Genomic DNA, 22776 nt, shown 5'->3' with positions numbered 1-22776 from the left:
CATTGATGTGAAGGCGGTAATTCAAATTACCGCCTGATTTGCAGGAGGCAAAGATGCCAGGCGATACGATAAAAGCATCAGGAAAACGCTGTATCGAAATTAAGCAGCGGATTTTTTTCCCGCAGAAAGTCGGCACCAAACCTCTACGAAGCGAAAACTACCATATTGAAACCTGGCTATTCTTTCCTTCCAGTTTGCAGATCAATCGTTGGACATTTCCGCCGCAGGCCTTTCAGCAAAACCTGAAGAACTATATTCGCCTGCGTCCTCCCACCCTGTCGCTGCGTAAATTGTCCGTCAGCGTGCCGAAGACGCTAGGGACAATTGAACGGTTAATTACCGAACAGAGCAAAGATACCTCTGCGCAGGGTTTTGAATACCGACTCAAAATGTTTTGCCTGACCTTCAAACGGGCGCTTCACGTAGAGGTACGTTATATCGGCAAGTTGAGTGAAGACAAACAGGAGCAGGCGCTGCTGAGCTTCGCCGCCACCGCAGAGGATATTCTCAATAACTATCGTCGGATGCGGATAAAGATGTCAAAGGTGGCTGAGGTCAATGCGTTACGCATCATTGACTATGGTGACGAATTCCTCTCACTGATGCTGACGCACTATGGGCGTAAATTGCTCAATGATCTTTCGCCTTCACCGGGATACGATACTCTGCGTATTTTCTGGCGCGAGCAGATGCTGTATCGCAAAGCCAATCATCCGGGGACTTTCCCGTCACCTAATTCGGATAACGAACTGGTGATTTATCACGTTAATACCCTGAAAAAATATATCAGCAGTCCTATGTATCTGGATATCCGGCGTAAAAAAGGCGAGACCTTTCTGGCGCATACCATTGCCGGAATCGCCGCGGCAATTGCGATGATTTTCGCGACGGCGGTGGCGTTTATTTGGCAGGGGAAATACGGAGCGCTGAGCTTTCAACTATTTCTAGCAATGGTGATTGGCTATATCTTTAAAGACAGAATGAAAGAGGGATTTCGGGCGCGATTGTTTTCGACATTTCGCCGTTGGTTACCTGACCGACAGCAGATAATTTATAAAAACCTGCGCTCTCCGGTCGGTAAGTGCAACGAATCTTTCGTCTTTGTGGGGGAGCGTCAGCTACCCGATGACGTCAGGACGATGCGCCGTAAGGTGCACATTCTGGATATTCAAAACTATTATCTGAGCGAAGACATTTTGCACTACTCCAAACACGTTCATCTGCGCGGCGGGGACCAGATGTTTTCCGCCGTGAATCGTTCTGTGATGGATATTACGCGCCTGGATATCACCCCTTTTTTGAAATACACCGATGAGTTGCTGAATGAATTACCGACTCTGGATGATGAGCAGGTGCTGTACGGGGAAAAGGTCTATCACATCAACCTTATTCATCGGGTGACGGATGGCAAAGAGAGTTTTCTGGAGCGGGCACGCATCATTATTAACAGCGCGGGTATCAAGCGCATTGAACCAGTTTTTACTGCCGGGGAATCAGAAAGCGAAGAGGGCTGACGACAGAGATAAAATGCCTGATGGCGCAGCGCTATCAGGCCTGCGGGTTCCACATCTGTAGGCCTGATAAGGTGTTTACGCCGACATCCGGCAATAAAAGCTGAGCAACCGTTCAGCCTGTTTTACGCACAGGGCGATAGTGGGTGGATTCGTCAAGAAAACGGCGGATGTGGATTTCTTTTTCCAGCCGCTGTTGAAGCTGACGTTCGAGCGCTTCAGGAGAGTGCAGATCGGCCAGCCGCTCGTTGATTCTGCTCACGGCTTCGCTGCGCAGCTGTATATGTTCCTGGATATTCTTCTGTGCCCGTGCTGTCCGGGTATCGCCGAAGAGCATAAAGGTCATTAATTCACGCTGCTGCTCAGAGTTAAGGGCGTTCAGATATTTGGTGCACAATGTTTGGTAGGTGATGATGCGACGATCGAGTTCGTCAACCCAGGCGGTCAGCTCGTCACGCTGCGCGGGTGAAAGCTCAGCCATTTCCTGCTGACCGAAAAGTGTTGTTCTCAGCGCCTGAAGCCCGGCGAGATACTGCTGCTCCAGAGGAATCACCCGCTGAGCAAAGCATTCATCCAGGGAGGTTTTAGTTTCCTGCGCGATATTCTGATAAACAGGTTGACTCATTTTTTCCTCCCGCACGCGTGGTGCTATTAGATAAGACCAGAATTGCAGCCAGGATGAGTACGATCCCGCGTCTTAATTTAAGCTAACATAATAAATTATAAACAAAAAATCTATTCTGCTTATCTGAATGATAACCTGCTCTGATAGTTCACCTTAGTTTCTTTGCGTCAAAAATAGATTGACCGCCAGGCCTTGTAGGCTGCTACACACACCGTTTTCCACGTTGCCGCTGTGTCTGGTCCTTCTTTTTCGATTAGTTTTCCACGTCCGACGATAAAGCATTTGCTTGTTCATAATCGATTCCGTCGATCGTGCCGATCGGTATTATTCATTATTCCTGTCCGCTATTGGCGTTTACCCCGATGTTTCTCTGGCTGAAGCCAGAAGTCAGCGTCAGGAGGCTAAAAGGACATTCGCGGCTGGCAACGATCCTTCACTTGCACGAAAAAGAGTGTGTTTTCGAACCTGCATGTTGGAGAACCCGGCAGTGGGGCACTCTACTCGCGGGACAGCAACAGACGACATAGCTGCAATCGATATGTCGCCCGTTAACATTCAAGGATGTTGACATTAAGCGGTGGGATTACGGGGTAAAAGAAGGGGCGCGCCAGCCCAGTTCCAGCGATATTTTTTTAGCGCACTCTTTGACGTGAGGGACGAGTTCTTGCATGCGCGCGTCCGGCATATAGATGACCGTGCTGGCGACGGAGATGGCCGCGACCACATGGTTTCCGGCATCGTAAACCGGAGCCGCCACGCAGCGAATCGTCGGCTCATTTTCTTCAAGATCGAACGCGAAGCCTGCGTCGGCGTAGCCGCGCATCCGGGCGAGGAAGTCCGGGAGATGACATAATTCGCCATGGGCTAAAAAAAGCTGACGCCATTCGGATTCATCCGCGTCGAGTAACAGCGCTTTGCCAATGCCGGTCAGCACCAGCGGCATGCGATGCCCGATACGCGAGCGCATTTCCAGTCCCTGTTGGCCTGGAATTTTATCGATATACAGGACTTCCGCGCCTTCCCGTTGCCCCAGATGAACCGTGTCGCGGGTAAAATCCGCCAGCTGTTGCAGGAAGGGGCGCGCCAGAGGATAAAGCGGTGTATTTTCCAGTGAACGGGTGCCCAGCTCAATTAAGCGTGGGCCGAGCGCATAGCCATCGTGGTGAGTGAAGCGAAGAAAACGCTGTTGTACCAGCGCGCTGAGCAGCCGATGGGTCGTGCTTTTACTGGTTCCGGTAAACTCGCCGACGCTGCGTAAATCCCGACATCCTGACGCGACGGCATCAATAACAGCAAGACCGCGCAGTAGGGTTTGTACTCCCGTAATTTCGGTAGGTTGAGCATCCATAATTCACCCTGATACAGTGGTCATATTCATGTTTAAGATCAGTACGATAACAATAACCGATTCTGTGCGATAAAAATGTAACCGCGCCGTGATTTCGCCACCGTGGGCAGAAATTCCGTGTAACAGTGACGGATTTTCTGCCCGTTTCTGCTCATTCAGGAGAGCAACTGATTTTTACGTGCGCGTCTTGCGGCTATGGCCTTGCGTACCATTGGGCCAAACAGAGTCAGCATCGCCAATAGCAGGAGCGTGGCGGTGATGGGACGGGTATAAATGAAATCAAAACTCCCGTTGGACAGCGACATCGCGCGACGGAAGTTACTTTCCGCCATCGGCCCCATGATGAGTGCCAGCACGACAGGAGATGCCGGGAAACCGCCTTTTTGCATGAAATAGCCGATCACGCCCGCGACCAACATAATGCCGACGTCAAACATGCTGTTGTTCAGAGCATAGGTGCCGACGATACACAGTGCGAGGATCAGCGGAGTCAGGACGCTCTTGGGAATGTTGATCATTTTGGCAATGAAACGAACGGAAACCAGGCCAAGAATAAGCAGCATCAGATAGCAAAACAGCATTCCGACAAACAGCATATACACCGTGTCGCTGTGTTCGGTAAATAGTCGAGGCCCAGGCTGCATTCCCTGTAGCGTCAGCGCGCCCAGCATTACCGCCGTCGTGGCGTCACCAGGAATCCCCAGCGTCAGCATAGGCAACAGCGCGCCGCCCGTGCAGCCATTAGCGCCTGCTTCACAGGCCGAAACCGCTTTGAGTTCACCCTTGCCAAACTGATCTTCCGGCCTGGCAAAGCGCTTCGCTTCATTGTAAGAAACGAAAGCGGCAATATCCGCCCCCGCGCCGGGAATCATGCCAATAAACACCCCCAGACCGGAGGAGCGCAGCAGTGTGACAATAAGACGTTTGAACGTAGACCACGGCGGAATGATTCGACCAATAGCGTACTGCACCGTCTTGCTCACTACCTCGTCTTTTTCCAGCGACTTAAGCACTTCTGCAGTGGCGAACAGGCCAATCATCACCGGGATAAAAGGCACATTCATCAGCTCGACAAAACCGCCGGTGAAACGCGGAAATCCGCCCATCGGATCGAGGCCAATGGTCGCGACCAGCAAACCACCAACGCCAGCGATCAGCCCCTTAATCAGCGATTCACCGGAAATACTGGCAATAATACTTAAGCCGAAAACGGCCAGCGCAAACGTCTCTGCGGCGCTGAATTTTAGCGCCACCTCGGCCAGAATCGGCGAGAGGAACATCAGCACGATTATGCTGAGGGTGCCGCCGAAAAAAGAGGAGAAAGTCGCCGTGCCCAGCGCCACACCGGCCTGACCTTTTTTCGTCAGTTCATAGCCGTCAATCGCCGTTGCCGCGGCGGCTGGCGTGCCGGGGATCCGGAGCAGAATGGCAATAATCGAACCACCATAAACGCCACCAAAAAAGACGCCGGAGATAATCAGTAAGCCAGAAATCGGATCCATGCCGTAGGTAAAAGGCAGCATTACGGCAACGCTCATGGTGACAGTCAGGCCCGGTAACGCGCCCACCAGGATGCCAAGCCAGACGCCAATCATTGAAAATAAAATGGCTTCCGGGTGGGCCAGCAAGCTATTTACGCCGCCGAGAATAAGATCAAATTGGGACATAATTACTCCAGAGTCAGCGATTCCAGGAGGCTGCTTTCCGGCAGCGGAACGTTAAGCGCCAGCGAAAAGAGGATATACAGCGTAATGGAGAGCACGATGGCCAGCAGCCCATTAACCCACCAGCGTTGGATACCGGAGATTTTCATAATCAGCATCATAAAAAGTACCGTTGCGGCCAGGTAGCCAAAAAGCTGCATGGCGTAGAGGTATGCCACGCAGGTGACGACGGTACAAAACGGCCCCGTCCAGCGTCCAAACCCCTGAGTGGGGCGAGTGGGTAGAACCATCAGCTGGCGTAGCGTGGTACCAGAGAACTGACCAGCAATTAAGATCAACGAGAGAATAATCAGCAACCAGCTATAAACCGAAGGAAATGCGCCCGCCCCGATATCCGTAGAAATGGACGTTGCAGGAAAGCTTTTGGCAATCGCCAGCACCACTACGGCGATCAGACACAGCAGCAGAGCGACCAAAATGTAGCATTGTCGTTCTGCCGTAGACGCTGGCGGCGTTGTCGGAGTTAACGGATTTTCAACCATAAACGACTCCCATGAGGACTATCCGGCCAGAAGGGGCTGGCCGGACGTCACCGTTATTTTTGACCGAGGCCCAGTTTTTCGATGGTGACGGAGAAATCGCGCTGCTGCTCTTCAAGCAATGCCTGGAATTCAGCACGATCGAGCCAGACATAGTTGAGGCGCATTTTGGCTAACGCTTCCTTGAAAGAGGGTTCATCGGCAGTGGCGGCGATAGCGGTGGTCAGAAAATCGATCACGTTTTGCGGGGTTTTGCTGGAGATAACCAGCCCACGCCATGCGCCGATCGACAGATCGATGTTTTTTTCCTGAAGCGTGGGGACGTCAGGCATGTTGGCGTCACGTTGAGTGCTCATTACGGCCAGTGTTTTCAGCTTGCCATCCTCAACCTGGTTGAGGACCTCCGCAGTGCTCACCGTAACGGCTTCAATGTGCCCGCCTAAAAGCGCGGTGACGGCGGGCGTCGCGCCATCGAAAGGAACGTGGTTGAAGGTTACGCCGGTTTTATCTTCCAGCGACGCGGCTGCCAGATGCCAGATTGCGCCCGTTCCTGAGTTGCCTACCCTGACCTGGCCCGGATTCTCTTTCGCCCAGGCGAGGAACTCTTCCAGCGTATTCCATGGTGCGTCGATTTTAACGGTCACGGCGCTGGGTTCCATATTAAACAGACCCAGTGGAGTAAAGTCCTCCGTTTTGAACTTCACCATTCCCAGAGAGGGCAGGATAGTCAGTTCGGCGGTGCCCATCGCCAGCTTGTAGCCGTTAGGGCGCGATGCGGCAAGCTCGCTAAAACCAATTGCGCCGCCTCCGCCAGGCTTATTAATGACGCCAACGCCGACCGGAAAGTGCGGTTTAGAGGCTTCAGCAAATGCGCGCGCCACCAGATCGGTGCCGCCGCCAGCGGCGAAGGGGACGATCAGCTCTATCTGGCGCGTAGGATAATCCGCCGCCTGAGTCGGGCTTGCCAGCAGTAATGAACTGGCGGCTAACAGCGAGGTTAATAATCCAGAGGTAAATTTTTGAATTTTCATAGTCAACTCCGTTTGGTTCTTTTTATGTATTAAGGGGCGAGGACGTTCTCCAGGCGGTCACGAAGTCAGCGGCGCGACTGGCCACTTGCTCTGCTGTCATACCTGGTTGGTAAAGCGCGCCGCCAAGGCCGAATCCACTGGCTCCGGCGGCGCGATAGTCGGATATTGCCTGCGGCGTGATTCCACCAACGGGCAGCAGCGGGATCGTCGCGGGGATCACGGCGCGCCACGCTTTCACCACGACGGGAGGGATCGCTTCAGCGGGAAACTGTTTCACCGCATCCGCTCCCTTCGCCAGCGCGCTGAAAGCCTCGCCTGGCGTCGCCGCCCCGGGGAGGCTTATCAATCCCGCGCGCTTTGTCTCTTCAATTAATACCGGATCGGTATGGGGAGAGATAATCAGCTGGCCGCCACTTTGCGCCACGTCATGCAGCTGAGTCACGGTCATCACCGTTCCAGCGCCCACCCAACAGTCCGAAGGTAAAATACGACGCAGACGTGAAATACTCAGCAAGGGTTCAGGCGAATTAAGCGGGACTTCGATGATGCGGAATCCCTGTTCATACAGGGCGGCTCCGACGGCTTCAACCTGTTCGGGCGGTATACCGCGCAGAATGGCAATCAGACCGGTTTGACGTAGCGTGGTGATAAAATCCATAGTCAGTTCCTGGTGTTGGTCGAGAAAAAGGTCAACGGGAAATCAGGCCACAAGACTGGCGTAACGCGCTACCTGCCACATTCCCTGTTCCGCTGCTCCGGGAGCGATATACACCGGATTGCGGCATTCAAAAATCGCCATGGCGCGCTGGTAGCGCTGACACAACGGCTGCGAACCAATTAAGGTGATGTCGGTATCGGCGGAGATCCCATCCAGCGCGATGGCAAGCTCATTGCCCAGCAGGAGACCCGAGAGATAGTCCGGCTGTTGTTGCGGCGATAGCTGCTGACAAAGGAGCCGGGTGCGTACCGAAAAGAGAGAGCCGAGCAAATTGCCTGGCTGCTGGCGGGCGACGCGGATGCCTTCAGCAAAAGCCTGCCAGTCAGGAGCTTCAGGGGGCTGCATCGTCAGCCCCAGTATCGAATGGTGGCGCAGCACATCGTAAAGTTCCCCCGACATAAACGTACGCAGGCGGTCAATTTTCTCCTGCGTGACGCTCACCCATTTTGAATGTGTACCGGGCAGGGCAATCAGCGATTCTCTGCCGCTGGCCTGAACATCACGCAGGCGTTCATCACCCGCGATTGCGCCGAACACCTGGGTTTCTTCTCCACGCATCACTTCCGGCAAAAGGTTCGTTTGCTGAACGCCTGGAATGATATAGAAGCAGCGCTGGTCATCGACATCGACGCGGGTTAACTGCTCCGCCAACTGACGAGCATCGCAGGGCGCAGGCAAATAGGGCGCGGGCTGCCAGCCCTGGGCGCTGCCAATCATGCCGCTGGCAATAACCGGACAGGCGGGATCGGTTGCCAGCCAGTCTGCGCAGGCCAGGTCGAAGGCCAGACGAAAGCTCATCAGCCGATTGGGCGCGTCGGGTAATTTCATGATGCCGTGGGGAAGTTCCCGCCGTGCAGTCACGGTACCGTTTGCGGCTAAGCGGTAGGCGCGTAGCGCGCTGGTTCCCCAATCCAGGGCGATCAATGCAGTCATATCAGGATCCTTTTGCATGCGTAGAGACGAAGGGATAAATCAGAGAGGTTCGATGTGCCACCCAGCCCAGCTCTGCGGAAATGTCCTCAGCGTAACGTTTTACGATGCCGCTGAGCTCCTGCATGCGTTCATCCGGCATGTAGGGGGCGATGCTGGCGACGGAAATAGCGGCGACAACATGATTTCCGGCATCCCGAATCGGTGCCGCCACGCAGCGGATGGCGAGCTCGTTCTCTTCCAGATCCAGGGTGTAACCGCGCTCAGCGTAATGGTGCATGCTGCGAATAAAGGAACCGGCGTCCGCGCCGGGATTATGCAGTCGATAAAAGTGCTGCCATTCCGCCATCGTCGCGCCGAGCATCAGCGCTTTGCCAATGCCAGTCGAAAACAGCGGCATACGGTGCCCAACGCGCGAGCGCATCTCCAGCCCGCGGGTACCGGGAATTTTATCGATATACAACACGTCGCCTTGCTCGCGAATACCGAGATGGACGGTGTCCTGAGTGAGCTGAGCCAGCGCTTCGAGCAGCGGGCGGGCAGCGATGCGTAGCGGATAACCAGCAAGCGATGCGCCGCCCAGCTCAATCAGTCTTGGCCCGAGAAAATAGCCCCGGCTGGAAATTTGTCGCAAATATCGTTGAGCGACCAGGGCGCTGATCAGACGATGCGTTGTACTGCGCGGTGCGGAAATGTGCTGACTGATTGCGCGTAAATCATGATGTCCTGCGGCAACCGCTTCGATGGCAGCCAGTCCGCGCAGTAACGTTTGTACACCGTTCACAGTCGAAGGAGAGGAGGTCATGATAATTTCCGCCAGGTCGCTTATTTGATGGCGGTATATTTCCATAGTCAATTAACTGGAAATATGAATTCGCTCACACAATACCACATTATAAACTCGTGTTTCATATATAGGGATTATTAGGGTGAATAAAGCGATAGTAATCACAATTGAGGTTCAGGGTGAAATATATATTTTGGACTGTCGGTGATGCGTATTGAGTAGCTTCTCGTTCAGGCGAATGGCTGATTATTAATGGGCATCGCGCGCCGCATTAACTTCATCGTGAATTCACACCATAAGGGAAAAATTATGTCAGGATTTAATTTCGTTAATCCGGTTAATTTCTATTTTGGCCAGGGGAAACTGGCACAGGCGGGAACAATTACCGCGCAATACGGCAAAAAGGCGCTGATCATTGCTTCAGATAGTGCGAAGCCCACGGGGCAGTTGGCGGCGTTGGTTGAAGTATTGACGCAGGCGGGCGTGACGTCCGTCTGTTTTGATCGTTTCATGCAGAACCCGCTTTCAACCCTTGTCGATGAAGGGGCTGCGTTCGCCCGTGAACAGCAATGCGATGTGATTGTCGGCATTGGCGGGGGAAGCGCGATGGATATGGCAAAAGGCATTGCCTTTATGGCCTGTAATAGCGGAGGAATTTGGGACTATGTATTTGGACAAACTCCGGCTGATTCGGCGCTACCGGTAGTGTTAATTCCGACTACCGCAGGCACGGGCAGCGAAGCGAATAAAACGGCGGTATTTACGAATCCACAAACCAATGACAAAAAAGGGCTGGTGAATCCGCTGATTTATCCGAAGGCGGCAATTATTGATCCTTTATTAATGCTGACGTTACCCCGGCGCGTTATTGCCGGTCCGGGAGCAGATGTCCTGTTTCATTCGTTGGAGTCATTTATTTCGAAAAATGCCCATCCGATGAGTGAAATGCTTTCATTACAGGCGCTTGAGCTGATTGGCAAATATTTACCGCAGGTTTATGACGATGCCACCAATATTGAGGCGTGGGAAAAAGTCACTTTTGCCAGTTCGCTGGCGGGTATGGCGATTGATTGTGCCGGGACGACATTGCCCCATGCGTTGCAGCACCCGATGGGCGGGTTGCTTGATGTCGTACATGCTGAAGGCATTGCCGCCATTTACATGGCCTTTATGGAATTCACCTGGCAAAGCGCGCCGCAAAAATTCGCCGCTATCGCCAAAGCACTTGGCGTGAATACCCTCAATATGACCGAAGAAGAAGCGGCGAGAAGCAGTATTGATGCGGTGCGTTCGCTGCTGGGCTACGTCAATATGCTGCCGTCGCTCAGCTCTCTGGGCGTTAAAGAGGAACATTTCGACTGGTTTATTGGCAATGCCACTACCACGATGCGTGTCGTGCTTGCGAATAATCCCCGCGTGCCTGACGCCGATGAGATTCGCGCCATTTATCAGCAAAGCCTCTAAACCCACGTCACCGCCTCAGGAGCAAGCTTATGATTATTATCATTGACAGCGGTTCAACCCAGACCCGGCTCTATTTGTTACGCGAAGAGGAGATCGTTGCTGAACATCTCCTCGCTGTTGGCGTTAACTCCGGGAAGGCCCGTTCTCAGGGGGATTTCAGAGACGCCATTGCCGCAGGGATAAGTGAACTGCTGCACGCTAACCAATTGACGCCCGGTGATGTGCGTTTTGCGATTGCCTCGGGAATGATCACCTCTAACCTCGGGCTGCTGGAGATACCGCATATCACCGCTCCGGTGAGCCTTGAGCAGCTTGTCTCCCGGGTGGTGAAGGTTAAAGATCCCGCAATACTGCCTCTGGATTTGGAGATCCGTTTTGTCCCTGGTATCAAAAATGCGCAGGCGGATCGTAGCTGGTCCAGCCTGCGGGATATCGACCTGATGCGCGGGGAAGAGACTCAGGCCGTGGGGCTGATGACGTCGATTTACAGGAACCTGCCGCTGACGATGATCGAACTGGGTTCAACAACCAAGCTTATCCACATTGACGCGCAGGGAAGAATCGCCGGCAGTATTACCAGTCTGAGCGGGCAGGTTTATGCGGCGGTGAAAAAAGAGACGTTTATTGGCGCCAGTATGCTGGAAGAAGAGGATGACGATTTTTTCTCGGCGGACATCCTGCAATATGCCTGTGATAGCGTGCATCATGCGGGCCTTCTGCGTACGCTGCTGTTTACGCGTTTTATCGAGTTCTCGTTGCCGTGCACCGCAGTCGAAAGAACATTTTTTTGTCAGGCGGCGCTGGCGGCGGATGACATGAAACTTTTTGATGAGGCCGAGCGTTTAGGCTTTTCTCTGCAAGGCGACATTGTGCTGACAGGCAAGCGGCAGCGCTGCGAAATGTATCGTTCTTTATGGCGCAGCCGATATGGACTTGAGAACCCGGTCCATTTTATCTGTGATAAAGACGAGATCGCCCAGCTGGCGATCAAAGGGGCAGGGTATATTGCCCGTCAGATGATGTAACGCACCAGATAACAAAGCCTCGCAGGCAACGCGGGGCTTTGTGGTTTTTCACTGTTTCGCATACAGCACATAAGGACCGGATGTGTAAGAGATAACAATGATTTTATTGGGCAATTTCCTCAAGCCTGCAGGCACATCCAGGTCATCCTCAGGCCGCAGGCCATTCAGACGCTTCGCGAAGTATGTCGCGGCCTTCTGGAGGATGGTCAGTTCATCAGCCTGCTCAGCGAGTTGACGTCATTGAGACGATAGAGTTTTTCTTTCGGCTTGGCAGTGCGTATCAGTGAACCTAACGGGGCCTTGTTTGTTTATTATACCGTTATCGAACCCACTAAAAATGAAGATGGCAGAATGTTGTGCTCATTCATGTACTCATTTTTGACAGCGTTGTTACGAGATGAATTGAGACATTGTGAAATGAAAAATCCACGCAATTGCGTGGATTTTATGGGGTTTTGTGATTTACATGAGATTCAATGAAACCTCATGAGACGACAAATTTTATTTAGACTTATAAAGGTAATACCTACTACAACAAGCCTTAGTTACATTTATCGTCGGCTTCGTACGACCAAGTTTGAAATCACTACTGAATCGATGATGGAACAGGAGATGTTAACAACCGCTTTTGTGGTCAGCTACGCACGTTTGTTCGCCAAAAGCAATGGCACTTGCGTTCTCCAGCGGAATGATCTCCCTGTCCACCTACGGGCTGTTCATGATGAGCTGTATAAAATTCGCAACGAACGTTATGCTCATAACGGAGGTCATAACCCCCTACAGTGGCCTCGTCGGCTTACTGGTTTTAGCGCTATTACCTTCTATAACCTCTCTTTTGCGGTAGATAACTATTGCAGGGATCGTTTGGATGAGCAACATACGTATAATATGGCTTGCCATCACAAAACTCGCATTCGCGTTAAGCGCCAGTGCCGCAAAGGACATTGATTCCACGCTCCCGGGAACCCAGGAGAGCATCAATACATAAAATGGATAATCCAGAAGATGCGCCGCTGTAAATGCCATCATGACCGTCACACCCAGTCCAATAGCAATGAGCTGTATTGAAGACCAAAGATGACGCAAAAATGCAGTCAACGTAAACGCAATAAAATGATGCCCCAGTAATATGCCCATCAGGATCATACTGAACTGATTGAAAATATCGGGAAAAAACACAGTCTGAGATGACAAAGGGTGCAGGAGTGCTGCACAAAGCAACGACGTGATCATAAAGGGCGCAGGAAAGTGGAAGCGTTCAAGGCATTTGCCCAACACATAGCCCGCAAAGACAATACCCAATAGCCAGAGCACATTAGTCGTTGCAAACAATACAGGCGGCATGGCCATATGGGTTTGCGCACCGCCGGTAATATATCCGGCAAATAAGGTCAATGTGATGAGCCGTAGCGAGTGCGAAATGATAATTTTTTGCGGCGGCGTTTTAACATGGGACGCTAGCGCTAATACCGCTGCCATTGCCCCCGGAACGGCGCCCAATAACGCCTCTTCCTTACTCCAGCGTAATCGGTGAATACACCACAAGTAGCATGCGGTGAATTGCAGGGACAAGCATACTAATAACAACACCAGTAAAAATGCGATATTTCCTTGCGCCCCAAAAGAAAAATCGCGAAATAAAAGACCAATTGACGTACCAAGAGAGAGTTGAATCACCGTCAGGCTGCCCGGCAGTACTGGCACAGAAAGACCGGTACGTTTTAACACCAGCACGGTAATAAGGGGGCCAAACATCATACCTAACGGAACGTTGCAATAGGTAAAACCCAACCCAGCCAGGATACAAAGAGCAAAACCTAACAATAATTTCATACACCTTTCTCCTGGCTACCGGGAGTGTTAAATACTCAGTGAACGGTTTCGTTAACCCAAAGGGTATTTTCAGCAACCCATTGGGTCAATGCATCAAGACGTTCGTGTATTTCCCGGCTGGACTCCGCTTGAACAATAGCACTCACGATCTCGCCATTTGTTAATTTCATCGCGTCATATTGGCGGCCGACGACACCTGTTGCCCGATATTTAACCACAAAAGGCAGTGGACATTTTTCCGCAATAGAGAGGAGCGTGCCCTGTGCAGGCGGCACATTTAATTGGCCAACCCGTAAAACGGGTTGTCTTTGCGATAAATCCTGCGGATAGATTTCGCATAAACTGGCTTTAAGCCAGGTCATTCGAGGATCAAGACCAAAAGCGGCCCCTAATTCTTCATTGACAAAGCAGCCACCTAATCGGCAAGCAAGCTCGCCAAAAATAATGTTGTTATCTTTATCAACAAAAACTTCAAGGTGAAGCAATGCGTTTTCTTCCGTTGGAAAAACCTCTTCAGCAAGATATTTGGTGTAGGCAATCAGTTTACGATGCAGCGGCGTGTCATCTTCCATAACCAGACCTAATGTTTTCCCGGATAGAAAATCCAGGCAGGAGACGGTTGCACGAGATGCAGAAACAAATATCGCCTTTCCTTTTAAATACAACGCATTAATTTGATAAGCTTCGCCTTCGATAAATTTTTCAATGAGCAGATTGTGATACTCTGGCGGCTTAACCTGCGCCAGACATTTATAAAGCTGGCCTTCATTTTTAAGAACTACCACGCCCTGTGATCCACGCCCATCATTAGGTTTGATGACGCAGGGATATCCCTGTTCGGCAATGAATCGCGCCATCGCAGTCGCACTGTCGACGCGTGCCATAGCAGGAACCGGTAACTGATGAGACTGAACAAGCGATTTCATCATAAATTTATCACGGAAGAACATGGCCTTTTTTTCACGGTCGTGTGTCAAACCCAGACGATCGCTGATTCGCGCGGCCCTCAGAACATCGATTTCGGCGAGGTAAAAGATACCCGTTGCTTTATTGTCCTGGGCGTAGTGGTAAATATCCATTTCCACGAAGGGATTATCATTAAAGTTTTCATAAAAAAGGAAAGAAAAACCTGCCCCCATATGATCAAGAATATTATCGATCTGGCTTGCGCACGTTGCAATCAGAACCGGGGCCACTGATTGCAATGACTGCCACTCTTCACGTGAGTGCTGAAAAATAATTTTTGGTGGACACAGCAAGATATTCATTGTTTTTCTCATTCAATATCAAATGTAATGACAAATACATCCCGATAACCTTTTCCTGGCAACAAAGGAACCACTGCCGCGGTATAATGCTGATAATTCACATCATTGAATATTACTGCATCGCCCGCATGCAGTTTGAACGTAGAGGCATCATTGCCCCCATCATGATTAGGAATAAGCGTGGTTTCTCCACCAGTCACATTCTCAATTTCGCTGCAATAGATTGCAATGTACTTAAAACCATCTTTATGAATACCCTCTGGAGCGGGATATCCAGGCCTTCGGTCATCTGTCGTTATTCTTATTTGATGAATGCCAATATTGTAAGTCGTGTCTGGAAGCAATGGCAAAAGCTTACGAAACACCAGATTCATCACTTCTTCAGCAACGTCTTGTTTTATTTCTGGGTATTTTCTTGCAATACCGCCAGCGTAATTGTTCAGTTTTTCCGCTTGAAAAAACTCACCCACTGCGCACAGATCAAAATACTTTTCACGTCCGGCCCTGGCCTGCATGTAACTTCTGAACCGAAAAATACCATCTTCAGCCTTAAGCCATGGATCGGGTAGTAATTCATCAAAACTATTTTTGACTTTCGCTGAAGTCTTCCCCAGTCGAATATGATGATAGGCGTGCATAGATAACGTCCTTAATACGGTAGTTTGAGCAGTCTACTTATAAGATATAAAATGCATATCCAACAATAAATAATATTGCAGACTCTTTTATACTGATAATCTATGGGCAAAAGTAAGGAGGCAGGCTCCTTACTTTTTAAATCACTCTACTTGCTTTTTTTACGTAACTCCGTCACTGGCACGCCACCAATTCCCCAGTTATCAGTCTCCACTTCATCAATGACCACGATGGTTGTGCTGGGGTTTTTATTCAGGACATCAACCAATAGTTGTGTCACTCCCTCCATTAATTTTTTCTTTTGCTGATCGGTAGCACCTTCATTAGTAATTTTAATATTTACGTAGGGCATATGAACTCCTTTTATTAGATAATTTTTGACATTGCACCAAGATAAACAAGTGCAAAGAGATTAAACGATAGAACATAACCGTAGTGCATTTTAAAACTGGTGTTACTGGGTGATACATTCAGACTGTTTGCGGCGAAAATAGCATTGATCGATACGGGAGAAATAAGCTGAGTTGCAATAAATAAGCAAATCCATATCTGATAATCAACCATCCCCCCCGTAAGATAATCAGAAAATATCGACCATGCGATACTAAAGATAATCAGTGGATGGATACCTAATAAACCAAAAAGCGGTACGATGAACAAAATAATCGCGTAGATCTGCAACGTTGTCAGCCCGCCAACATAAGCAGTGATACCCTCAGGTACATGGGAAAAAAGCAGCCAACAAACTGAGGTCAACACACTACAGCTTAAAAGCAACAATACCTCACCGGATATATTCTGTGCTGATTCAGTTAATTGCTCAGCCCAGGGTTTATCCTTTTTAATCAGATGATCGACAACAAAGAGCACGACTGCTGTAAAGGCAATACTTTGCAGTGAATTAAGATTCAGTACCGTTAATGAAAAAATGAATACTCCCCAGAACAGACCTACACATAGCAGGATATACCGCATCCCATCACGGCTGGGTGTCACCGTCTCGTTTTCAGCGATTACCGTCACTTTTGCGCTTTGGTTGAACAAGATACTGAATAAAAAGAGAGGGATACCCACCAGCATCGCCTTAAGATGCGGTACGTCAGGCATTGCCGCCCAAACGGCAGCAGCGCCGATGGTGGTTGGCATCAGTACCATCGTAATGCATACGGTGCGCGTAATAATCTTTGCCAGGTTGAATCTTGGCCCAATAACTGACTTGAGGCCATCGAGCAGCAATGATATTGCCCCCAGACTCATTGGCCATGTTAAGAACGCCGTCAATAACGTAACCCCAAAAGTCATGTTCGATGTTTTTCTACGCGAAAAATATCCTCCCAGAACAGCTGTAAAATTAAGAGAGGCCATGACTTGTCGTAATAAGGCAATACCAACAAGCAGTAAAATCACATCAAAATATCGCGAAAAAATTGCAGGGAGCACAATGCCTTTCAGGTTGTTTGTAGCAAGAAGAAACATCATCGAGCAGAGAAAAATAATCACACCACTTCTGGCGGATGATTTTTTTGACCAGAAAGCAAATGTCGATGCGAAGTAGAGCACGGCGGTAACTCCCGCAATAGCCGACATCGCCGCATGTTTATCCGTCAACGCACAAGCGAACAGAAATACCAGCAATGATGTTATCGCTAACGCAGGTTGCAATGATTGCCACGCCTTGCCACGGGCCTGGATTTGCTCAGTCTGCATTTATCGCTACCTCTGGCTGAGCCTGCCGCACCATCATTTGATGATACATATCTGCGACACAACGGCCTGCATCAACCAGGAATCTTGAATTAACCAGCGGACGTGGCAGGACGTAGGTGTAAAAATTCGCGCCTTCCGCAGGATTGCCCAGCACCCAAAAAGCCGTCTGCGCTTCCCCCATGCGATTAATAGGATGCTGGCATTGATCGATATCCAGCCCACCCGGGTGATACCCCTCATTCATAAATGGACGAACAATACCATTGGCTGTCATATTTCTGATTAACGGTGAAGCGTCATGTAGTGGCGAAAAACTGGCAATTTTCGCCTTGATTAAAACATCAGCCTGAATCTCAGTACTCTCTTCTTTAAAAGGTGAGTGAACTTCGAATTTTCCTTCGCAGTCGTTCAATACTAACCTTGAATCTTTACCACCGGCCAGACTCACCACATTCGCTTCCATTAATGCTAATAGTTGTTCATTTCTTAACTTCGGCGGGCCAACGGCAATGCGGTTAAAAATAGGATTAAAATGCTCAAGGAAATACTGATGTGACCGCGATTCAAGCCCTGAATTATCAATCGCTTCTCGTAAAATATCCCTGACATCACGAATAATGTCTGTCGCCGCTTTGATCGGGCCATGGACATTGCCCTCCTCAGACTCCTGGAGATCTTTACGCAGGAAATACATAAACCATTGAGTATAATCCTTTAAACTCAGATGTTCCTGCGATTGATGTGGATAAAGCACACTGTCAATTACCGCGATGTCTTCAGCGCTCGGTTCATAAGAGCCAGCATCTAACCACTGCCCATTTAGGGTTGAACGATAGGCATAACACATTTCTTTATGCAGTAAGGGGAAAACTTGTTCAAGAAAATCGATTTTTGAAGATCCTTTCTCAAACACATTTTTCAACCGCAATTCTCTGATAGCCATTGCCGTTAAGAAGCGTGGGGAGTACTGCCCAGAAACGCCTTTTTGATTCGCGCCGCGACTGCTAAAAGGTAGAGCCTTACGTGAATAGATAAAAATACCCGGTTCTTTTCCGGAAGGATGATAGCGAAGCTCACCCTCTTCCCGGCTAAATTTTCCACCCCTGCCGATAGTGAGTTGCGAAATGACATCATAGGCAGTCAGACCAATACCTTGAACAATCACATTTGATTCCGCTGTTATTTTATTCAAATTATTTATTGGATAAGGAGTCGAATAGTAGTCCAGGCGTTCATTTTTCTTATAATTATTGGCAATAAATCGTTCAACAAGATGATCGTCAAACGTTTTGGCGTTGTCGCTGTGACCAGTGGTTAAATAGACGTAATCGGCCACCACACGCTGACTGTCTTCCAAGACAATAATAGACTTCGCATCGTCCTGAATCAGAATGTTGTTGGCCTGCTGATTTATCTGTGTAACCGAGATATTGTCAGGCAAACTTTTGATAATTTCGTGATAAAACCAATTTAAGTATTCACCTAATAATCGACGAGGTAAATAATCGTTGGCGTCAATTGGTTTGCCAGCCACGTCTTTTAAATAACGGTCATCAACATTTTTATAGCCCTGCTCATTAGCCCACTGATGAAAACATGGCCCTGAACGGAAAGATCCGGCATTTTTTACCGTCGCATCACCAAATAATGTTATCTGGCAAGCAACGGTGTTAACCAATAAATGGTCGGGCTGCGATAAACTGTGCGCACCTACACCCATCGCATTTTTATCAACGATAACAATATTAATATGTTCATTCTGTTTACGTTGTGCATGCTGAGCACAAATCCTTTCCAGAATACTAAGCCCCCGAGGCCCCATTCCTATAATAGCAACGGTTGTCTTTTTCATTCTTTGCTCCAACTTTGAGAGTACTTAACTTTGCTGTGTTGAACATAGCTAATCCCTGCTGCGATAAATAACGCACAAGCGCCAGATAATATTGAAATAGTCATCCCGTTTTTATTGTTCTGAAACGCACTCACGATTAATGGCCCGGCAATTTGCCCAATGCCATATGTTAACGTCACCAGACCCAGAAGATTAATTTTCTGTGGTGCAGAAATCTTTTTCGCGAGTGGCATAACGAGAGAACTGGTTCCCATGAAAGTTGCACCAAAGCCAATACAACTCAAGGTCAATAAAAGTGGGGAATGGATAAACGAGGCCATCACAACGCAGCTCGCCTGCACAATTAAGTTAACACTCAGGCAGGACAATATGCTCCACTTGCGTGCAGCCCATAACCAACCATAGCATCCTGGGATAACGGCAAGGCCAACAATAGACCAGATATGGTTGGCCAGAAATTCATTACCCACTCCCCGGGCCATTAAAGGGAGATAAGTAGCTACAATGATATAACCGAAGCCTGCCAGTCCATATAACAATGCTAAATTCCACCACTGGATGTTCGGCTCGGATGACGAAGCTTTTTTCTGAGGAGGTAGAACGTGTTTATTTGCAGGCAGCAAGATAATCAGCGCGATGAAGAGTACAGCTGAAATGATTGACGCGCCGATCCATAGTAGCTTTGAATTTAATGCATATGCGATACCGGCTATAACATATTCATTGCCTATAAAAATACCCACCCCGACGCCGGCAAACAAAGAAGCAATGACAAACGGATTATGGGTATGCTGTAGCATAAGCATCGACCCGAATATCATCATGCCTGCGCTGGCAACACCGGCGATAAATCGAATAACAATTACTATATCAGGGTGCGTGACTACTGCCATCGCAAAAATAAGCAGGCCGGTGACTAATGCAGCACAAATTAACATCGTTTTGATATTCTTCAGGCCACCAAAAATACCAAACGAGAACAGGAGGCTGCCAACCAGGTATCCGGCGTAATTCGCGCTTGCGATTAACGATAATTGCGAAAAATTAAAAATGCTTTCATGCAACATGACCGGCAGCATCGGAGTATATAAAAACCGACCAATTCCCATCCCCAGCGTTAAAACAATCATACCGAAGACAGCCGTGCTCAACTGGCGATGGCCAATAACATTGTGATCAAGATCCATTTTTCAGGCTCAATATGTCAATCAGATTTGATTGTTATGTTACATAAAGAAATGATAATAAAAAGTTAATAAAAATGACGAAAACCTTCACTTTGAGTGACAGACACGATGAACAGTACCTCATTAAATTTGTTTAAAACCGTCGCGGAAACCGGCTCTATCACCGCAGCAGCCCGTAATCTGCACTGCGTTTCTTCAAACGTCACGACGCGGCTCAAGCAACTGGAGTCCAGCCTGGATGTTTCGTTGTTTGTTCGCGAGAAGAATCGTCTTCACATCACCCCTGAAGGTGAACTGCTTCTGCGTTACGCTAACAAAATCCTCGCGCTTTTAGACGAAGCCGAGTTGTCTATGCAGGGAACGAAAGTGGCTGGCCCTCTGCGCATTGGCGCAATGGAAACCACTGCCGCCGTCCGACTTCCTGCTTTGCTGGCAAACTTCCACCGTGAAATGCCCTCCGTAGAATTAAACTTAAAAACGTCACCGACAGATGTGTTAGTTCGTCAGATCCAGAATAGTGAACTTGAAATTGCCTTCGTCGCTGACCACAAGGCGTTGCACGTAGACAATTCAAGGCTACAAACGCAGGTGCTGTGTCAGGAAACCCTGGTTCTGGTTACGGCCGCAGAGCATGGTGATGTCGTGACGGGAGCCGATCTGGAGGTGACAAGGCCGCTCGTCTTTGTGAAAGGATGTAATTATCGTTCCCGGCTTGGGCAATGGTTACGGCTACAAAATGTCGATTATGACGACCCGCTGGAGTTTGGTTCTTTTCAGGCAATACTTGGTTGCGTAAGTGCCGGAATGGGCATTGCATTATTGCCTGAGAGCGTCGTCAAACAGTATGAAACGAGCTTCCCCATACGGTGCCACTCTATTACTCCTCACATTGGTAATGTCAATACTATGATGATATGGCTTAAAAATCGTGAGGTTAGCCGGGTATTGAATTGCTTTGTTTCCTTTGTTTCATCCCACTGAGGTATTCCACAACCATATTGTGCCGTTAGGGCTTTTGGGCTGGTAAATACTCTATATGGATCTATTATCGATGCAGGCTTTCAGTTTCAGGATTGACTAATGCAATTTAATAGAGTTGCTGAAGATTTCTTTCCTGGGATTGGTCAAGAAATTTGACCACTGTTTTGTAGTAAGAACGGCATCTGCTCTCTGATTAGTTCGTTGCCAGTCAGCCATTGGCACAGGGCTGCTGTTGCAGCCCTGACAACCTTAGACTTCAATCGATTCAGAGATCTCTAACGTATCATCGACTTCAATGCCCAGATAACGGACTGTGCTTTCCAGTTTCCTATGGCCCAACAGAAGTTGGATCACCCGAAGATTCTTGGTTTTCTTGTAGATCAGGTAAGGTTTTGTTCTTCTCATGGAGTGTGTGCTGTAAAGCGAAGCTTCGAGACCAAGCTTTTCTACCCACCCATGAAAAATTCGGCTGTATTGCCGGGTTGATATGTGCCGGTTAGTTCCGATCCGAGACCGAAACAAGAAGTCTTTACTGTGCAAATTGCCAAGCTTTATCAATGCAGCAACAGCTTCTCTTGTCCCTTTGGTTATCTCAAATTGCACAGGGCTACCGGTTTTCTGTTGCAGCACCGTAGCTCTGCTTGAAACCGAGCTACCATATGCAACATCAGATACTTTGAGGTTCACCAGATCACAGCCTCGTAGCTTACTGTCTAAGGCCATGTTGAACAGAGCTAAATCACGCGTTTTACCTTCCAGTTCAAGCCGGATTCGGATCCCCCAGATATGAGATATCTGAAGTGGTCTTTTTTGGCCTATGATACGGTCTTTGTTCCACGGTGACATGTTCATACTCAAATCTCCTGCAATGTTGGAGATTTGAGTATGGTTGTCCCTTATGAGCGAGGAGCGGCCATAAGGCGTTTCAAATCGAGAAAGGTGAGTTACATTAATGCTTAACGATTAGCTGTACACAGCCTAAATCATTTAAAAGGGTGAAAATTAAAATAATCATGAGCAGACGGCTTAACAGAGATCATCGAACCAAAGTCAGAAATATTCCACGCCGCTTGAAAGCTCTTAACCGTTGGGCTGGTACATTTCATAACCCTCAACGAAGCGTGTTTTCAAAGGATGAGCATTACTGGAATTTCAAAATCCCGGTAGAGATTAACCTTGTTCAGGGAAAGTACAGCACACTTAAAACCAAAGCAGATTGCGCGCAAGCCATGATTAATGCTTGTTCAAATCTTATAACAGCAACTGCTGGTATGAATTACAGCCCCCGGATTACTGCGGTTATATGCCTTCCGGATATGTTTACAAGCGAAATCTGTCTCTATCGATCAGAAGACTATTACCAAAGCTTTATTACTGAAGACCGTTCTGAAAATGGTGCCTCCGCTTTGATTAAAGAGCGCAGTCTAGCTGCTGAGTGGGGGCTCATTCTTCCAACTAATGTGCAGGAACTGGGTATTACGCTCGAATACTATGGGAGTGAGGATCGTGATGAATGGTTCACCGGAGAGCGTTGGTATTATGGACAGCTCCTGTGATAGTGCTGTTTTCTATGTTTACTTGAACGTCCGCTCCTGGCACAAAGTGGACCCTGAGGAATGAGTTCTATTCTCGTGGTTCACTAAGTGCAGCAAGTTCTACTCGAATCCTGC

General features: G+C 49.0%; 21 protein-coding genes and 1 pseudogene. 6 read left to right on the top strand and 16 right to left on the bottom strand.

The window, feature by feature from the left end:
* Positions 1-53 precede the first annotated feature (53 nt).
* Positions 54-1514 carry a hypothetical protein gene (locus tag N0B36_RS23950; protein WP_016153314.1) on the top strand — a complete coding sequence of 487 codons (1461 nt, stop codon included), beginning with the start codon at positions 54-56 and terminating at the stop codon, positions 1512-1514.
* 112 nt (positions 1515-1626) lie between these two features.
* Here N0B36_RS23950 and N0B36_RS23945 read toward each other — a convergent pair whose 3' ends face one another.
* Positions 1627-2136 carry a hypothetical protein gene (locus tag N0B36_RS23945; protein ID WP_016153313.1) on the bottom strand — a complete coding sequence of 170 codons (510 nt, stop codon included), beginning with the start codon at positions 2134-2136 and terminating at the stop codon, positions 1627-1629.
* Positions 2137-2473: 337 nt separating this feature from the next.
* Between N0B36_RS23945 and N0B36_RS23940 the strand changes: the two are divergent.
* Positions 2474-2584, top strand: a pseudogene (locus N0B36_RS23940) (Arm DNA-binding domain-containing protein); the annotation flags it as partial.
* 135 nt (positions 2585-2719) lie between these two features.
* On the opposite strand, the gene N0B36_RS23935 reads toward N0B36_RS23940, so the two are convergent.
* The 7 genes from N0B36_RS23935 to N0B36_RS23905 all read right to left on the bottom strand — a co-directional run bounded on the left by N0B36_RS23935 (position 2720) and on the right by N0B36_RS23905 (position 9171).
* Entirely contained in the window at positions 2720-3484 is a 765-nt protein-coding gene (locus tag N0B36_RS23935; RefSeq protein ID WP_047389881.1) for an IclR family transcriptional regulator, read from the bottom strand.
* Positions 3485-3639: 155 nt separating this feature from the next.
* Entirely contained in the window at positions 3640-5151 is a 1512-nt protein-coding gene (locus N0B36_RS23930) for a tripartite tricarboxylate transporter permease (RefSeq protein WP_016153311.1), read from the bottom strand.
* 2 nt (positions 5152-5153) lie between these two features.
* The gene (locus N0B36_RS23925; protein WP_259689422.1) at positions 5154-5690 is read right to left on the bottom strand and encodes a tripartite tricarboxylate transporter TctB family protein; all 537 of its coding nucleotides are present in this window, start codon (positions 5688-5690) and stop codon (positions 5154-5156) included.
* A gap of 53 nt (positions 5691-5743) precedes the next feature.
* Positions 5744-6718: a tripartite tricarboxylate transporter substrate binding protein gene (locus N0B36_RS23920; RefSeq protein ID WP_016153309.1), complete on the bottom strand. Its 975-nt coding sequence runs from the start codon at positions 6716-6718 to the stop codon at positions 5744-5746.
* A 22-nt stretch (positions 6719-6740) separates the two neighbouring features.
* Entirely contained in the window at positions 6741-7376 is a 636-nt protein-coding gene (locus N0B36_RS23915) for a 2-dehydro-3-deoxy-6-phosphogalactonate aldolase (protein ID WP_047497939.1), read from the bottom strand.
* 42 nt (positions 7377-7418) lie between these two features.
* Positions 7419-8369, bottom strand: coding sequence for a 2-dehydro-3-deoxygalactonokinase (locus tag N0B36_RS23910; protein WP_235117173.1), 951 nt, complete (start codon positions 8367-8369; stop codon positions 7419-7421).
* Position 8370: 1 nt separating this feature from the next.
* Positions 8371-9171 carry an IclR family transcriptional regulator gene (locus N0B36_RS23905; RefSeq protein WP_016153306.1) on the bottom strand — a complete coding sequence of 267 codons (801 nt, stop codon included), beginning with the start codon at positions 9169-9171 and terminating at the stop codon, positions 8371-8373.
* A 291-nt stretch (positions 9172-9462) separates the two neighbouring features.
* Here N0B36_RS23905 and N0B36_RS23900 point away from each other — a divergent pair, with 291 nt between their 5' ends.
* Together N0B36_RS23900 and N0B36_RS23895 are read left to right on the top strand one after the other, a co-directional pair.
* A complete protein-coding gene (locus N0B36_RS23900; RefSeq protein WP_259689421.1) occupies positions 9463-10617 on the top strand; it encodes an iron-containing alcohol dehydrogenase in 1155 nt (384 codons plus the stop codon).
* A 29-nt stretch (positions 10618-10646) separates the two neighbouring features.
* Positions 10647-11642 (top strand): 2-dehydro-3-deoxygalactonokinase, encoded by a 996-nt coding sequence (locus tag N0B36_RS23895; protein ID WP_235117174.1) that lies wholly within the window; start codon positions 10647-10649, stop codon positions 11640-11642.
* Positions 11643-12419: 777 nt separating this feature from the next.
* Here N0B36_RS23895 and N0B36_RS23890 read toward each other — a convergent pair.
* The 7 genes from N0B36_RS23890 to N0B36_RS23860 form a co-directional block, all read right to left on the bottom strand.
* Positions 12420-13475, bottom strand: a complete 1056-nt coding sequence (locus N0B36_RS23890) for an AbrB family transcriptional regulator (RefSeq protein ID WP_016152957.1) — start codon at positions 13473-13475, stop codon at positions 12420-12422.
* A gap of 35 nt (positions 13476-13510) precedes the next feature.
* Positions 13511-14743, bottom strand: a complete 1233-nt coding sequence (locus tag N0B36_RS23885; RefSeq protein ID WP_259689418.1) for an acetyl-CoA carboxylase biotin carboxylase subunit family protein — start codon at positions 14741-14743, stop codon at positions 13511-13513.
* Between the two features lie 8 nt (positions 14744-14751).
* Positions 14752-15381 carry a 2OG-Fe dioxygenase family protein gene (locus N0B36_RS23880; RefSeq protein ID WP_016156404.1) on the bottom strand — a complete coding sequence of 210 codons (630 nt, stop codon included), beginning with the start codon at positions 15379-15381 and terminating at the stop codon, positions 14752-14754.
* A gap of 146 nt (positions 15382-15527) precedes the next feature.
* Entirely contained in the window at positions 15528-15731 is a 204-nt protein-coding gene (locus tag N0B36_RS23875; protein WP_016152960.1) for a 4-oxalocrotonate tautomerase family protein, read from the bottom strand.
* Positions 15732-15745: 14 nt separating this feature from the next.
* The gene (locus tag N0B36_RS23870; RefSeq protein ID WP_259689415.1) at positions 15746-17086 is read right to left on the bottom strand and encodes a hypothetical protein; all 1341 of its coding nucleotides are present in this window, start codon (positions 17084-17086) and stop codon (positions 15746-15748) included.
* Positions 17076-18938: an FAD/NAD(P)-binding protein gene (locus N0B36_RS23865; RefSeq protein WP_259689414.1), complete on the bottom strand. Its 1863-nt coding sequence runs from the start codon at positions 18936-18938 to the stop codon at positions 17076-17078. The genes N0B36_RS23870 and N0B36_RS23865 overlap by 11 nt, the downstream gene beginning before the upstream one ends.
* Entirely contained in the window at positions 18935-20125 is a 1191-nt protein-coding gene (locus N0B36_RS23860) for an MFS transporter (protein WP_052137987.1), read from the bottom strand. Before N0B36_RS23860 ends, N0B36_RS23865 begins: the two co-directional genes overlap by 4 nt.
* Before the next feature lie 108 nt (positions 20126-20233).
* Between N0B36_RS23860 and N0B36_RS23855 the strand changes: the two genes are divergently transcribed.
* Complete coding sequence (locus tag N0B36_RS23855; protein WP_047498027.1) at positions 20234-21106, top strand: LysR family transcriptional regulator; 873 nt, start codon at positions 20234-20236, stop codon at positions 21104-21106.
* A 249-nt stretch (positions 21107-21355) separates the two neighbouring features.
* On the opposite strand, the gene N0B36_RS23850 is transcribed toward N0B36_RS23855, so the two are convergent.
* On the bottom strand, positions 21356-21958 hold the full coding sequence (locus tag N0B36_RS23850; protein ID WP_141875237.1) for a site-specific integrase: 603 nt from the start codon (positions 21956-21958) through the stop codon (positions 21356-21358).
* A 161-nt stretch (positions 21959-22119) separates the two neighbouring features.
* Here N0B36_RS23850 and N0B36_RS23845 point away from each other — a divergent pair, with 161 nt between their 5' ends.
* Positions 22120-22662, top strand: a complete 543-nt coding sequence (locus tag N0B36_RS23845; protein WP_103766373.1) for a DUF3916 domain-containing protein — start codon at positions 22120-22122, stop codon at positions 22660-22662.
* The last annotated feature ends 114 nt before the right edge of the window (positions 22663-22776 follow it).

Source organism: Citrobacter sp. XY323 (assembly GCF_025106035.1).
Lineage (GTDB): Bacteria > Pseudomonadota > Gammaproteobacteria > Enterobacterales > Enterobacteriaceae > Citrobacter > Citrobacter braakii.
Note: the sequence above shows the minus strand (reverse complement) of the source record. Positions and strands in the feature narration are given on the sequence as shown.

What these genes read in the sequence shown, in the direction of transcription:
- N0B36_RS23950 (WP_016153314.1), top strand. Translation starts at nt 54, where the DNA reads ATGCCAGGCGATACGATAAAAGCATCAGGAAAACGCTGTATCGAAATT.
- N0B36_RS23945 (WP_016153313.1), bottom strand. Translation starts at nt 2,136, where the DNA reads ATGAGTCAACCTGTTTATCAGAATATCGCGCAGGAAACTAAAACCTCC.
- N0B36_RS23935 (WP_047389881.1), bottom strand. Translation starts at nt 3,484, where the DNA reads ATGGATGCTCAACCTACCGAAATTACGGGAGTACAAACCCTACTGCGC.
- N0B36_RS23930 (WP_016153311.1), bottom strand. Translation starts at nt 5,151, where the DNA reads ATGTCCCAATTTGATCTTATTCTCGGCGGCGTAAATAGCTTGCTGGCC.
- N0B36_RS23925 (WP_259689422.1), bottom strand. Translation starts at nt 5,690, where the DNA reads ATGGTTGAAAATCCGTTAACTCCGACAACGCCGCCAGCGTCTACGGCA.
- N0B36_RS23920 (WP_016153309.1), bottom strand. Translation starts at nt 6,718, where the DNA reads ATGAAAATTCAAAAATTTACCTCTGGATTATTAACCTCGCTGTTAGCC.
- N0B36_RS23915 (WP_047497939.1), bottom strand. Translation starts at nt 7,376, where the DNA reads ATGGATTTTATCACCACGCTACGTCAAACCGGTCTGATTGCCATTCTG.
- N0B36_RS23910 (WP_235117173.1), bottom strand. Translation starts at nt 8,369, where the DNA reads ATGACTGCATTGATCGCCCTGGATTGGGGAACCAGCGCGCTACGCGCC.
- N0B36_RS23905 (WP_016153306.1), bottom strand. Translation starts at nt 9,171, where the DNA reads ATGACCTCCTCTCCTTCGACTGTGAACGGTGTACAAACGTTACTGCGC.
- N0B36_RS23900 (WP_259689421.1), top strand. Translation starts at nt 9,463, where the DNA reads ATGTCAGGATTTAATTTCGTTAATCCGGTTAATTTCTATTTTGGCCAG.
- N0B36_RS23895 (WP_235117174.1), top strand. Translation starts at nt 10,647, where the DNA reads ATGATTATTATCATTGACAGCGGTTCAACCCAGACCCGGCTCTATTTG.
- N0B36_RS23890 (WP_016152957.1), bottom strand. Translation starts at nt 13,475, where the DNA reads ATGAAATTATTGTTAGGTTTTGCTCTTTGTATCCTGGCTGGGTTGGGT.
- N0B36_RS23885 (WP_259689418.1), bottom strand. Translation starts at nt 14,743, where the DNA reads ATGAATATCTTGCTGTGTCCACCAAAAATTATTTTTCAGCACTCACGT.
- N0B36_RS23880 (WP_016156404.1), bottom strand. Translation starts at nt 15,381, where the DNA reads ATGCACGCCTATCATCATATTCGACTGGGGAAGACTTCAGCGAAAGTC.
- N0B36_RS23875 (WP_016152960.1), bottom strand. Translation starts at nt 15,731, where the DNA reads ATGCCCTACGTAAATATTAAAATTACTAATGAAGGTGCTACCGATCAG.
- N0B36_RS23870 (WP_259689415.1), bottom strand. Translation starts at nt 17,086, where the DNA reads ATGCAGACTGAGCAAATCCAGGCCCGTGGCAAGGCGTGGCAATCATTG.
- N0B36_RS23865 (WP_259689414.1), bottom strand. Translation starts at nt 18,938, where the DNA reads ATGAAAAAGACAACCGTTGCTATTATAGGAATGGGGCCTCGGGGGCTT.
- N0B36_RS23860 (WP_052137987.1), bottom strand. Translation starts at nt 20,125, where the DNA reads ATGGATCTTGATCACAATGTTATTGGCCATCGCCAGTTGAGCACGGCT.
- N0B36_RS23855 (WP_047498027.1), top strand. Translation starts at nt 20,234, where the DNA reads ATGAACAGTACCTCATTAAATTTGTTTAAAACCGTCGCGGAAACCGGC.
- N0B36_RS23850 (WP_141875237.1), bottom strand. Translation starts at nt 21,958, where the DNA reads ATGAACATGTCACCGTGGAACAAAGACCGTATCATAGGCCAAAAAAGA.
- N0B36_RS23845 (WP_103766373.1), top strand. Translation starts at nt 22,120, where the DNA reads ATGAGCAGACGGCTTAACAGAGATCATCGAACCAAAGTCAGAAATATT.